Here is an 11,902-nt window from a genome sequence, read left to right on the forward strand (position 1 = left end):
CGGCAAGATGGGCTTGCGGGTGTGCACCGGTGCGGTCGGCCGTGAAGCGATACCATGTCGCCGGCGGGGTCGTGTTGCCCGAGGCTCGGTCGTCGACCGCATAGACCCACAGCCGCCCGGTCGCGGTGCGTCCGCGGCCGGGGTCGAGCACGGGAACGGGCGTGTCGTCCGCGTGGATCTTGTCGCCTTTCAGCACTTCCTCGCGGATGCGGCTGACGATGGGGTCGAGCAGCGCGGCTGCCTGACCGACCCAGCCAGCCAGCGTCGAGCGGTCGATGTCCAGGCCTTGGGCTACCATCATCTCGGACTGCTGATAAAGCGGCAGATGATGGTCGAACTTCGAGACGACGACATGGGCCAGCGTTGCAAATGTCGCCTTTCCGCGGGCGACCGCCTTCACCGGGGCAGCCGCCTGGACGATCTTCTCACAGGTCCGGCAGCTGTATTTCGGTCGGACGTTCCGCACCACGCGCCAGTGCACCGGCAGGACGTCGAGCATCTCATCGGCGTCTTGCCCGAGGCGGCGTAGCGCACCGCCGCAGCCCGGGCATGTGCAGGTGCCGGAGGCGGGTTCGTGAACGAGCTCCTTGCGTGGCAGGTGGTCGGGCAACGCACGGACTGGTGCCGGTCGCCCGGGCGTGTCTGACAAGGCCGCGGCGGTCTCCGGGACTGCGCTCTCGGTTTCCAGTTCCTCGAGCGCGAGTTCAAGCTGCGCAATCTCGCGCGTCAGCTTCTCGGAGGATGCGCCGAACTGCATCCGCCGCAGCCGGGCGATCTGACCACGCAGTGTCTCGATGAGCAGGTCGCGAGCGGCAAGTGCTGCATTGGCCCGGGCGAGCGACGCTTCCAGCACGGCAATCCGGACCTCGGCATCAGATGGGGCAAGAGGGGCTTGCGACACCTCGTTTTCATAGCAGTTCGCGCACTCTCACACGAGCAAAAATGGCGGAAAAGCTATGTTTTCAGCCTGCTAATGTTGGTGACCAAGTCCGCTCTGGGCGGCGCCAGTCGATGCCCTCTAGAAGCATCGACACCTGCGCCGATGTCAGCGCCACTGTGCCCGTCGCCGTCACCGGCCAGACGAAACGCCCCCGGTCCATCCGCTTCGAAAACAGGCATAGTCCCTGACCATCGAACCACAGCAATTTAATCAGGTCGCCGCGCTTGCCGCGGAACGCGAACAGCGCACCGGAATGTGGTTTCTCCTGAAGCACCTGCTGCACCAATACCGCCAGGCCATCGAAGCCCTTGCGCATGTCGGTGACGCCGCACGCCAGGAATATCCGCGTCGATGTCGGCTGCGGGATCATCGCGTCAGCACGCCGATCACGCGTGATAGCGCCTCGGCGTCGACAGCGCCGTCGACGGTCAGTCGTATACCCGAAGGCAGCTCGATGCCGATCTGCCCCGCGGTCCGGGCGTCCGCTGGCGCCTCGACGGGCGGCGCCGGCAGCATCACGGGCGGCTCGCTGATCTGGACTTCGGCAAATGTGGCCTGAGGCCGGGCCGGCACTCCGCTCAGTGCACCCGACATAGCTTGGCGCCGCCAGGTGTAGATCGCGCCGCTGCCGACCTCGTGACGCTCGACCGCCGTCCTGACCGACCCATCCGGGCCAAACGCATCGCGTAGGATCGCCAGCTTCTGCTCGACCGTCCAGCGGCGTCGACCCGACACCCGACCGACAATCTCAATACGACCACTCATACGACCGGTCGTATGACTACTCGCTACATCTGCAGCAGGTTCGATAGTCTCGTCTGACATCACGGCCCCGTTCAAAGAGCCGCCATCAACCCGTTGAACGCCCCGCCTACAAGGCGACCTTCAGACCACGCTTACACCACAGCCGCACGCAGGCAATTTCCTGATCCCACCTTTTTTAAGATCCCGGCAATCTCCGGCATCACTTTTCCTGCTCCCATTACCGCGATCCAACTGACATCGGGCACCGGCTTGATCACATCGGGTCCGATCAGTTTATGACGATCCGCAATGCTCAACGGGGCCTTGTCGGTGGCCCTGGAACCCGGAAGGGTACCAGCCCCTGCCGCTCAATTTCGGCCGTAACCATCTGTCGATCTTGCTGTTTTGAAAGCACGCGCAACAGTAACAGGGTTTCGATCTGCACAGCATTGGGCTCGTGGGGGACCTGTTCCCGGGTAGGTGCAACAAGCCGCTCTGCCACCTGATCGCGCAGCTCGTCCATCGTTTCACCCATGTCGATCATTGCGGCTCGGATGCTCGCAAGCTCCTCCTCAATCCTGTCGGTCTGGTCGAGCTTGTTCCGTATGAATGCTGCGAGGCCAATGCCCCGGCTTTCGGCCTCGGCAGCGTAAACAAGCGCTTGCCCCTCCCTTAAACGGATTTTGATCGAATCTGACAGCTTCATGACGCGTCCTACCACAGCACGGACCCCAATTATCCAGATTTAGTATCCCGTTTCCAATTACTTGCAGCTGAATAGGGACCACTTGGGGTCCGATGCCGGCGCAAGCAACATGGTGAAGTTCTTATAATTCAACCACTTAACAGCACCGGAAGGTGCGTATGGTGTACGACCCGAAATCATCGATTTAAGGGCAGAGATTGAAGCTCCGACAGCCCCAAACAGGCTGCCCCAACCTTAAGGGGGTCCAAACTACCCTAATGAACGAAGTTCAGCAGGCGAGCCAAAGGCAACACCGTCAAAAATAACGGATTGAGTACGATACGAGGATAAGTTGAGTGTGAAATGAGGACATTTTGAGGACATAGCGCACAGTGAAACACAGATTGAGCGCAAAGTGAGGGCGCATCGAGGACAAATATTTTGTAAGCTGTCCACCCAGCGATAATACCCAGCTATAGTCTAAACGATTGTCGGAAAAGCAGCATGACCGACCCACTCATCGACTCTCTCAAGACAGTGCCCCGGACAACCAAGGCAGCCAGACTGCGCGTTCTCCTGCCCGAAATCGAGCGCCTGCTATCAGAGGGCGTGCTGAGGGAGGACATTATCGCCCACCTGAAAACGGGTGGACTGGATCTGACCCTGGAGACCTTCAAGACCTACCTGTTCCGGTACAGGCGTGATCAGCGGTCGGCAAAAACCGACTCTATCAAACCGACCCGATCATTCGAGCATGAACGCGTTGCCGATCGCAAGACCGTCACCGACCCCGAACCCATGAAAGAAGACGATCCCGACGGTGACACGATAAAGCCGGAGCCTGATAGCGGGGCACAACCCGAGCTTCGGTTCGCGGACGTATTTGATCGTAGAAAAAGTGATGCCTATGTCGACCAGTTTATGACGCCCCGCCCTCTTATACTCGGCCGGAATCGCCATAAGCCGTGATCCTTAATTGTAGTTTGTCAGCCTGCCTCAATACGCCGGCGTATCTCCTGCCTGTCCCCGGCTATCAGAAGGACGTCGCTGATGAACCTTTCCAGATTATGTCGTAAATCGGCGACGATCTTTCCGAGCAAAAATCGCTGGTGACCCGAAAACCCATCATGGAGTTCCAGCGTCAACATTCCTGCCAGTGAAACGAACTGTTCGGCTTCCTCGGCCATCCATTCGACATAAACATCCCTGGAACAGCCCATGCCTGTCGGCCGGTTCAGCGGTATCTTCGTCATGGCAAAGAGCAGCGAATCCTCGAGCTCTGTTGAAACCGATCCAGGCTGTCGGCCTTCACGTAATGCGTCCAGCAATTCTCGAATTTTATGTTCCGTGTTACCTGCCACGATCGCCTCCGCGCTTGGAAAGGAGGCAGACCCGGCGCGCAAGCCGGGTGTTAGGAACCCTGCACAAGCACAAGGCGCTGCCACCTTTGGGCAAGCCTTGGACATGCGTGACAGCCACCCGGCCGAGAAGCTCTCGACCGGACTTGTGATCATTGGGGTTCCTACGCCCCACGGCCGGGATTTACCGAACCGCGTACCATCGATCGCAAAAGCAGCCGCTGCGCGCAAGGCATGCTTGCGCTTGCAGCTTGTTCGATGGTGCCGGGGAGATCACCCGTGCTGTTCGTCATCGCCATCTTCGCTGTTGCGGCTAGGCCCGCCTGCCCCGTTCCGTCAGCGCCGGTCGACGCGATTGCGGTCTCTGTCGCCAGAACGCCCGTGGAAGCCACAGGAGGCGCATACCTGGTGGGTAAAGGGGCCACACACCCCCGAGGACGATCGAGGGGTGTCCTAGCAGCTCATTGCGCTGGCATATGTGTTACGCGCCATAGAGAACGCTGCTGGAAACGCGGGTGGACGCTCCCCAAATACGTCGTGCGCGGTTCGTTCAGACGTTTCGCCCGGCGCAGCAACCCGGCCATCGCTACTTACAAGCAGCCTACGGCACGTTCATGGCTGTGGCTGTCACGCGCTCCAAAAATCGATACGCGAGTACGGTATACCACCTTGTCGTTGGTAACCGGGTCGGCACGGTAGGTCACATCGGTTGAATCCTGTGCCTTTGAGGCCAGGCACGCGGCAACTTCGGCAGTCGGCCTTACGGACCACATCGCGCCATCTGCTCCATCGGCGAGGCTGGTTGGACCGTTAGGACCGATCGAAATGCAGCCGGACAATCCGAAGATCGCGATCAACGACAAAACAGCTTTCATGATATCTCTCGAATAAGCGACGTAGCGTTCCAGCTACACCATGTAGCGGACCAGACCAGCCCTGGCACCAACGCTTCCAAAGCGATCATTGCAGCATCGGCACCGTTGATCGCGCTGCGACCTTCGACAGCGACCGGGTCGAGCGTATCGAGGGCCGCCCAGACAGCTCGTTTTTGTCGTGCAGTTTGACGTGATCACATACGCTACCCGTAACAGCTACTACTTGCCTATCGAACGGTAATTAGGGGAGAATGACCTTCTCGAACAAACGGCACCGCACTCAAACCCGGTAAACCGACATACTTGCGCAGCGACGTTCCAGCTAACCGCCTGCTACAACCATACGTGTCGACATGTATGGTTGTAGGCTGGTTCATTTCTTGTGTTCCGTTCGTCTGCATACAGTCGAGGCGTCTGGGCAAGATCTAGACATATTTACCGAACACGCCCGGAACAGGGCGGCAACGAAACGCGAAGGTTTCGCTTTCCTTCGAATCGGCGGTGACACATAGAATCACGATGCCGATCCGCCCCGAAAACCGCTGGCTCTATCCGATCGACTGGCCGCAGCTGTCGGACGCGATCCGGTTCGGCAGGGCAGGGGCTCGGTGCGAACATTGTGCGCGACCGCATCTACGCTTCGTCGCGCATCTTGGTGACGGACGCTGGTGGGACTCCGACACCGGGTTCTGGCGGTCGGAACGTGGCCGGCGGATCGTCGTCCGGGATCGCTTGGACCTGGCTCGCGTCCGCACAACCTACGTGGTCCTGGCTTGCGCGCATCTCGATCATGATCCGGGCCACAATGTGCCCCGCAATCTCGCCGCGCTCTGCCAGCGCTGCCATATGCTCCACGATGCAGCCGAGCATCGTTGGCAGCGCTGGTGGAACGCCTTCCGCCTGCGCGCACTACGCGACTTGTACGAGGACCCGCGGCTCACACGCGAACGCCTCGCACGCCATCTTTCAATGCCTCGAGGGCAGGGGGCTTCGTTCTAGGCCGGATCGGCCCAGCTGAACGGCCCTGCGGAAGGAGGATTGCGAAGTCGAGCCGGCGATCCGCTTTGAGATGCGAATGCATCGCCAGCTTGCCCCCGACGCGACGGCCTCGCATGCTCGGTCTCATGCCGTTCCTTCGTACTTCAACCGACCATCCTGCGACCGACACCGCTAACCCGTCGCTGGCAGCAGACGGCACGGCGCTGGTCGGCGATTTCGTCCGTTATGGCGGACGCCGTCTGGGTGCCGCTGTCGGGCTGATGCTTGCCGGCGGCATTCTCGAAGGCGTCGGCCTTGCACTGCTCGTGCCCATCTTCTCGCTATTGGCGCCGCAGACCGGCGGTCGCTGGCGCGCGATGGTCGTCGATACGCTGTCGTTGATCGGACTGACCACGCGGCTTGAGCAGCTGGCGGCGGTGCTGTGCGCGTTTTGCCTGCTCGTGGGAGTCCGTGCCGTCGTGCTGTCGACGCGCGACTGGCTGGTATCGGATCTGACGCTGGGGTTCGTCGATCATTGCCGGTTGATGGTCGTCACCGACCTGGCGCACGCGCGCTGGTCGACGCTGGCGCGGCTGCAACACGCACGGATCGCGCATATCCTGTCAAGCGAGATCACCCGGCTGGCCTTCGCCTGTTCCGTGCTGATGCAGATCATGGCCGCAGGCATCATGCTGGTGATCCAGGCGATCCTGATGATCGTGCTGTCGCCGGTCGTCGCGCTGGTGGTGATCGGGTTCGCCCTGCTAGGCCTCGTCGTGCTGGTGCCGCTGTCGAGGCGCGCAGCCGATGTCGGTAGATCGAGCACACGCTTCGCGTTCCGTATCGCCGGCGAGACCGCACATTTCCTAGGCGGTCTCAAGATCGCGGTCGCGCATGACATGGCGGACGCGTTCGTCGCGCAGATCGGCGAGGAGAGAGCCAAATTGCGCATGCAGCTGACCCTGCAGCAGCGCTTCCAGTCGCGCGTTGCGGTCGCCTCGGCGAGCATCGCCTCGCTGGCCGGGGCAATGATGATCTTCGGCGCGGTGTTGCTCGACATTCCCGCCGTCATGCTGCTGGCAGCCCTGGTCGTGCTGGTGCGGATGAGCGGGCCGGTCCGGTCGTTACAGCAAAGCGTGCAGCAACTATTTGGTGTCCTGCCCGCATTTACCGCGCTGCGCGATTTGAAAGTCGATCTGGGCGCACCGGTTTGCATCCCGACCGATGGGGACGCGCCGTGTGTTCAATCCGGAACGATCCGCTTCGAGCGCGTGACCTTCCGCTATCCGGGTGCGGGCGCGCCGGTGTTCACCGGGCTCGATCTCGAAATTGGCGCAGGCGAACTGGTCGGATTGTCGGGGCCGTCGGGCACCGGCAAGACGAGCTTCGTCGACCTGCTGACCGGGCTGCTGGAGCCGACCGAGGGCCGGATCGCGATCAGCGAGGGCGACGGCGCGCAGGGTTTGAGCCCGGACATACTGGCTGGCTGGCGGCGTCGTCTCGCCTATGTCGCGCAGGATTCCTACCTCATCAACGACACCATCCGCCGTAACCTGACCTGGGGCAGCGACGTCCGCCCCGATCCGGACCTGTGGCACGCGCTCGCGCAGACGGGGGCGGCCGATATGGTCAGGGCGATGCCGCGGGGTCTCGATACGCAGATGGACGATCGCGGCACGCGGCTGTCCGGGGGCGAGCGCCAGCGGATCGCGCTCGCCCGCGCGCTTCTGCGCGATCCGCAACTGCTGATTCTCGACGAAGCGACCAACGCGATCGACGTCGCCACCGAGCAGGCGGTGATCGCCAATCTGCGTCGCGCCTTGCCCGAAACGACGATCCTGATCATCGCCCACCGCGAGGAAACGCTCCGCGCCTGCGACCGCGTGATCGTGCTGGACGCCACGCAGACCGCCCATACGTAGCTGAACGACCCAACATGTCGACAGATCGACAGATCGAAGGCTCGAAGGCTCGACGGCTCGACGGCTCGACGGCAAATGATCGAACCTAGGTCGGATAGAATCGGTAAGGCCCGGCGCGCTTTTCGCCCGCGTTTACGATGGCAGTTTTCCTGGCTTGCGACGTCAGGACAACCCGTTAAGCGTCATGGATATTGCCGCTTTATCGGAGCTCTCGATGCGCCTGACCTTTGCTGCCGCTCTCCTCGTTGCATCCGCGGCGCCGACATCGGCCCAATCGCTCCACCAATATGGCGGCCTTGCCCTCTCGCCCGCAGGCGATCGCATCGCGACGGTCGAGAATAGCGGTAAGCGCGGTGTGGTGACGATCCGCAGCGTCGCCGACGGGCGGGTGCTGCGGACGATAGATCCCTGCGCGACGTGCAGCTATTCGGGGCTGACCTTCGCGCCGGGCGGCGATCTGGTCTTTCTGGTGCGCGACGCCACCGCGGGTACCGTGCGACTAACCTATGCCGATGCCAGAACGACGCGCACCGTCGCCACGATCGCCGGCATCGCGCAGACGCCGCGCGTATCGCCCGACGGCAAGCGGATCGCGCTGCTGGTGACGCTGGGTGCCGCCAAGGAATCGGGTGCGACGCAGGCGGGCGTGCGGATGATTGGCGAGATCGGCGAGGAAAGCGACGAGCAACGCCTCGCGGTGTTCGACATTGCGAAGCCAGCCACAGCGGTGACGCCGTTGTCGCCAGCAGGGCGCTATGTCTACGAATATGCCTGGACGCCGGACGGTAGCGGGTTCGTCGCGACGACCGCGCTCGGCAATGGCGACAACAACTGGTGGGTGGCGACGCTCGACGCGATCGATGCGCGGACCGGCGCGGTGCATGCGATTGCGAAGCCGGCGACGCAGCTCAACCAGCCGCGCGTGTCGCCCGATGGACGGACGGTGGCGTATATCGGCGGGCTGATGAGCGATTTCGGCTCGATTGGCGGCGATGTCTTCACCGTACCGCTGGCGGGTGGCAGCCCGCGCAACATTACCGCAGGCGCGAAGTCGACCGTGACCACGATCGACTGGACCAAGGCCGGCTTGCGGACGGTGACGCTGGCGGGCGACCAGGTCCAACTCGGCACGCTGACGCCCGGTCAGCCGGTAGTGCCCGGTTTCGCCAAGCCGGCAAGCGTCAGCGCAGGGGACGGTCGTGCGGTGTTCTCCGCCGATGGCCGCATCGCCGCGGCCGTGGTGCAGGATTACGAGCATGCCCCCGCGATCTATGCGGGACCGATCGGGACGGTGCGTCAGATCACGCACGACAACGACGCGGCCCCCGCGCTCGTGACGGCGCGCAGCATCAGCTGGAAGAACGAGGGATACGACGTGCAGGGCTGGCTGCTCGCGCCTCGGACCCCATCTGCGGGCCCATCTGCGGGCCCATCTGCGGGCAGGGCACCGATGATCACGCTTGTCCACGGTGGGCCGTCCGCGGCGTCGACGCCAGGGTATCTGTCCGAGAGCTCGTTGAACGCCGCGCTGCTCAAGGCGGGCTATTACGTCTTTCTTCCCAATCCGCGCGGCAGCTACGGGCAGGGCGAGGCGTTCACCGCCGCCAACAAGCGCGATTTCGGGGGTGGCGACCTGCGCGACATCCTGGCCGGGATCGACGCGGTCGAGCGGATCGCACCGATCGACGACAAACGTCTGGGGCTGGGCGGGTGCAGCTATGGCGGCTTCATGGCGATGTGGGCGAATACGCAGACCGACCGTTTCAAGGGCATCGTCGCGGGCGCCGGTCTGTCGAACTGGGTGAGCTATTACGGTACCAACGGCATCGACCAGTGGATGCTGCCGTTCTTCGGCAAGTCGATGTACGACGACATGAAGGCCTATGAGGACGTGTCGGCGATCTACCAAGCCAAGCGCGCGAAGACGCCAACCTTCATCTACGTCGGCGAGCGCGATATCGAGGTGCCACCCACCCAGTCGATCGAATGGTGGCATGCGCTGAAGGATCGCAATGTGCCGGTAAGCCTGGTGATCTACCCCGACGCCGGGCACTGCGTGACGGGACCGGAACAGTCTGCTGACGTGCGCCAACGCGCGATCGCCTGGTATGATCGGTATGTGAAAAATGCGCGCTGAGCATTCCCTGAAACCCGTGCGCCGGCTTAGGCGCCCAGGTTTCTGTACGAAGCGCGCGACCTCGGTCAGCGCCGGATCGATCGGATAGCCAGTGCCGTTAAGCCCGCCGGCGTCGAGCCAGGCGTGCGCCTCCAGTGCCGTGCCGGTCGGATCGCGCACGCCGGGATGTAGGACGCTATCGATTCCGCGACGTTCCAGCATTGCGCGTGCGGCGATTGCCTGCTGGAGGCACAATGTCCGGAACGGGAGCCACGGCGCGACCGCACTGATCGCCCAGCGGATCGCGAAAATCATGTCCGCCTCGGCTTGCGGGGCGGGGCGGGGCGGGGCGGGGGCGGCCACTCGGCTATGCGGTGCGAGGATACCACCTTAGCTGGCGGGCAAGGATCCTGAACGGCAACAGGCTGCGCAACCGTGCGACCAGCAGCGCCGCACTCGCCCCGACGATCAGGCGCTGGTCGACACGGGTCAAGCCCGACGCAGTGAGCAACTTGCAGCGTGGTGACGGCATGCCCTTCTCCTCCAATCCTGGCGGACCGGCATTCGATTACCCAAGGCATACCGGCCGTCGTCACCGCGATCCAGCCGCGGACCTTTGACCAGTCATACCGTCGATTGCGGCGTGCGATATTCCATGTTGGAATGGGCCAGGGGTGGTTCAGCCTTATCGTTCAGCCGAGGGGCATGCTGCGCGGTTTTGCTTTAGGCGGTTGCGCATACCTCTCACGACCGACAGGCCATTGGGGCCGCACCATGTCCGCATCGCGGGAAAGTGCGGGCCATCCTCATCGCCACGCGCTGCTATCCACCATATTGCAGCATCGGCAGTCCGATAAAGCTTCCTCTCGCAAATGCCGCGATCAGATAGTCGGGGCCGCCCTTATAGCCGGCTTGGAACAGCGTGCGGACCTGAACGCCGATCGCCATCGCCGCAGCATAGGACCGGGCGATCGCCGCCATCTCCTCGGCAGGATCGTCGCCGACCTTCGACAGCGTATCCCGAAGCAACGGATCGGTGACCGCAAGATGCCCCGCCTCATGCAGCAGGTCGTCGACTCAACCAGGCTGCGCTGGGTCGTACACTACCGCGCCACCTTGCACCGTCATCGCCGGCAGCACCGCATCGGCAGGCACCGTCCCGACCACGACCGTCAGCCCGACACCCTTCAGGAAAGCGAGACACCCAATTCCGGAACATCTCCTAGCGGAGAAGAAGACCCGAACTTTATGTCGACACGCCTACGTGTCTACACGGCTACTAGCATACAGAGAAGGTTCGGATTATGCGCGACGGCAGAGCGCAGAGGCGGGCAAAGACCCCAGCTTGTTAAACGCCCGCCGATAGCCGACCCTGGGTCCGCACGCGTCGCGGTGCGGGTCGACGTCCTCCTATGCAGGAACCGCGCATGACCAAGATCGCGCCTTTCGCAATATCGGCGCTCATGCTTGCCAGTCCCGCAGCCGCCCAGATCGATCCGGTCGCGCGCGTGATGGTGCGGCAAGCGCTCTCGGTCGCGACCGCACCGACGACAACCAGCATAGTCGGTGGCGAACAACCCAACACGCCTGCCGTTGCGCGGTCGTTGGGAATGATCGGCAATTCACCGACCCAGGTGAACGGCAGCGCCGCCAACGACACCGGCTTCTCGCGTTCAAATACAGCGCGGACGGCAAGGGCGTCACTAACTACTGGGTCAAGACGCGCAACCTGACGATGAACGGCTATGCCGCGGTCCAGAATGGCGATCGTATCGTCGTCGACCTCTGGCTGGCAGGCACCGGCGGACCGACGGGGCACGTCGGCGGGACACCCATGACCGTCGATAATCCGATCTTTCGGTAGGCGAAGTCGCTGGGCGCTGTTGACCAGTACCGGGGTCGCATTCTTCCAGATGAGTAAGCAATATCCGGTCCGCTACGGCACGATAAACGCGATCGTTGCCAACTAGAATGTTTGATCTGGGATAGTAGTTCCCAAATATATCTGCAATCAATAACAACACATGTTAGCCTAACATCCAAAACATGAGTTTGGATATCATATTACTTTTAAAATCGTCTTGCTTACAGAGACTTGTGCAATTGCTGAATTTGTATAAGTCTCTAGTTGATTTTGTTATGTTGTGATAGATTGATTTACCGCAAAGTTTGATACCTTTGTCGTAAACTAGGGTCAGGACTCATTGGTCATAGCCAGAAGATGACGGTGGCCGCGAGCGCGACGGCAGAGAAGAAGACAGTTGGGCAGCGGTCGTAACGAGTG

At 62.2% G+C, this 11,902-nt stretch carries 14 protein-coding genes; 6 read left to right on the plus strand and 8 right to left on the minus strand.

Going from position 1 to position 11,902, the window contains the following annotated elements:
* From C8J40_RS19765 to C8J40_RS19780, 5 genes are all read right to left on the minus strand, one after another.
* Positions 1-901, minus strand: a 901-nt coding sequence (locus C8J40_RS19765; protein ID WP_243693520.1) for an IS66 family transposase, incomplete at its 3' end; no start/stop codon positions are given.
* Positions 902-962: 61 nt separating this feature from the next.
* Positions 963-1,310 carry an IS66 family insertion sequence element accessory protein TnpB gene (tnpB, locus tag C8J40_RS19770; protein ID WP_132898488.1) on the minus strand — a complete coding sequence of 116 codons (348 nt, stop codon included), beginning with the start codon at positions 1,308-1,310 and terminating at the stop codon, positions 963-965.
* Complete coding sequence (locus C8J40_RS19775; RefSeq protein WP_132898489.1) at positions 1,307-1,705, minus strand: transposase; 399 nt, start codon at positions 1,703-1,705, stop codon at positions 1,307-1,309. The genes tnpB and C8J40_RS19775 overlap by 4 nt, the downstream gene beginning before the upstream one ends.
* A 131-nt stretch (positions 1,706-1,836) precedes the next feature.
* The gene (locus C8J40_RS20505) at positions 1,837-2,001 is read right to left on the minus strand and encodes a hypothetical protein (protein WP_165911555.1); all 165 of its coding nucleotides are present in this window, start codon (positions 1,999-2,001) and stop codon (positions 1,837-1,839) included.
* On the minus strand, positions 1,998-2,390 hold the full coding sequence (locus tag C8J40_RS19780) for a hypothetical protein (RefSeq protein WP_132898490.1): 393 nt from the start codon (positions 2,388-2,390) through the stop codon (positions 1,998-2,000). Before C8J40_RS19780 ends, C8J40_RS20505 begins: the two co-directional genes overlap by 4 nt.
* 483 nt (positions 2,391-2,873) lie before the next feature.
* Here C8J40_RS19780 and C8J40_RS19785 point away from each other — a divergent pair, with 483 nt between their 5' ends.
* On the plus strand, positions 2,874-3,338 hold the full coding sequence (locus C8J40_RS19785; protein ID WP_132898491.1) for a hypothetical protein: 465 nt from the start codon (positions 2,874-2,876) through the stop codon (positions 3,336-3,338).
* A 17-nt stretch (positions 3,339-3,355) separates the two neighbouring features.
* Here C8J40_RS19785 and C8J40_RS19790 read toward each other — a convergent pair whose 3' ends face one another.
* A complete protein-coding gene (locus tag C8J40_RS19790) occupies positions 3,356-3,883 on the minus strand; it encodes a hypothetical protein (RefSeq protein WP_132898492.1) in 528 nt (175 codons plus the stop codon).
* A gap of 1,238 nt (positions 3,884-5,121) precedes the next feature.
* Between C8J40_RS19790 and C8J40_RS19800 the strand changes: the two genes are divergently transcribed.
* The 3 genes from C8J40_RS19800 to C8J40_RS19810 all read left to right on the plus strand — a co-directional run bounded on the left by C8J40_RS19800 (position 5,122) and on the right by C8J40_RS19810 (position 9,639).
* The gene (locus C8J40_RS19800; protein WP_132898494.1) at positions 5,122-5,601 is read left to right on the plus strand and encodes a hypothetical protein; all 480 of its coding nucleotides are present in this window, start codon (positions 5,122-5,124) and stop codon (positions 5,599-5,601) included.
* A gap of 113 nt (positions 5,602-5,714) precedes the next feature.
* A complete protein-coding gene (locus tag C8J40_RS19805) occupies positions 5,715-7,502 on the plus strand; it encodes an ABC transporter ATP-binding protein (RefSeq protein WP_132898495.1) in 1,788 nt (595 codons plus the stop codon).
* Positions 7,503-7,716: 214 nt separating this feature from the next.
* A complete protein-coding gene (locus tag C8J40_RS19810) occupies positions 7,717-9,639 on the plus strand; it encodes a S9 family peptidase (RefSeq protein WP_132898496.1) in 1,923 nt (640 codons plus the stop codon).
* 346 nt (positions 9,640-9,985) lie between these two features.
* Here the strand turns inward: C8J40_RS19810 and C8J40_RS20510 are convergent, their stop codons facing one another.
* On the minus strand, positions 9,986-10,150 hold the full coding sequence (locus C8J40_RS20510; protein WP_165911556.1) for a hypothetical protein: 165 nt from the start codon (positions 10,148-10,150) through the stop codon (positions 9,986-9,988).
* A 290-nt stretch (positions 10,151-10,440) separates the two neighbouring features.
* Entirely contained in the window at positions 10,441-10,647 is a 207-nt protein-coding gene (locus C8J40_RS19820) for a hypothetical protein (protein ID WP_132898497.1), read from the minus strand.
* Between the two features lie 398 nt (positions 10,648-11,045).
* On the opposite strand from C8J40_RS19820, the gene C8J40_RS19825 reads away from it, so the two are divergent.
* Complete coding sequence (locus tag C8J40_RS19825) at positions 11,046-11,351, plus strand: hypothetical protein (protein ID WP_132898498.1); 306 nt, start codon at positions 11,046-11,048, stop codon at positions 11,349-11,351.
* 2 nt (positions 11,352-11,353) lie between these two features.
* Positions 11,354-11,482 carry a hypothetical protein gene (locus tag C8J40_RS20965; RefSeq protein WP_279432605.1) on the plus strand — a complete coding sequence of 43 codons (129 nt, stop codon included), beginning with the start codon at positions 11,354-11,356 and terminating at the stop codon, positions 11,480-11,482.
* Positions 11,483-11,902: the final 420 nt, after the last annotated feature.

This window comes from Sphingomonas sp. PP-CC-3A-396 (assembly GCF_004343105.1).
Taxonomy (GTDB): Bacteria; Pseudomonadota; Alphaproteobacteria; order Sphingomonadales; family Sphingomonadaceae; genus Sphingomonas.

Excerpts from the sequence above, each read along its gene's own strand:
- tnpB (WP_132898488.1), bottom strand. The coding sequence starts at position 1,310 with ATGATCCCGCAGCCGACATCGACGCGGATATTCCTGGCGTGCGGCGTC.
- C8J40_RS19775 (WP_132898489.1), bottom strand. The coding sequence starts at position 1,705 with ATGAGTGGTCGTATTGAGATTGTCGGTCGGGTGTCGGGTCGACGCCGC.
- C8J40_RS19780 (WP_132898490.1), bottom strand. The coding sequence starts at position 2,390 with ATGAAGCTGTCAGATTCGATCAAAATCCGTTTAAGGGAGGGGCAAGCG.
- C8J40_RS19785 (WP_132898491.1), top strand. The coding sequence starts at position 2,874 with ATGACCGACCCACTCATCGACTCTCTCAAGACAGTGCCCCGGACAACC.
- C8J40_RS19790 (WP_132898492.1), bottom strand. The coding sequence starts at position 3,883 with ATGATCACAAGTCCGGTCGAGAGCTTCTCGGCCGGGTGGCTGTCACGC.
- C8J40_RS19800 (WP_132898494.1), top strand. The coding sequence starts at position 5,122 with ATGCCGATCCGCCCCGAAAACCGCTGGCTCTATCCGATCGACTGGCCG.
- C8J40_RS19805 (WP_132898495.1), top strand. The coding sequence starts at position 5,715 with ATGCTCGGTCTCATGCCGTTCCTTCGTACTTCAACCGACCATCCTGCG.
- C8J40_RS19810 (WP_132898496.1), top strand. The coding sequence starts at position 7,717 with ATGCGCCTGACCTTTGCTGCCGCTCTCCTCGTTGCATCCGCGGCGCCG.
- C8J40_RS20510 (WP_165911556.1), bottom strand. The coding sequence starts at position 10,150 with ATGCCGTCACCACGCTGCAAGTTGCTCACTGCGTCGGGCTTGACCCGT.
- C8J40_RS19825 (WP_132898498.1), top strand. The coding sequence starts at position 11,046 with ATGACCAAGATCGCGCCTTTCGCAATATCGGCGCTCATGCTTGCCAGT.
- C8J40_RS20965 (WP_279432605.1), top strand. The coding sequence starts at position 11,354 with ATGAACGGCTATGCCGCGGTCCAGAATGGCGATCGTATCGTCGTCGAC.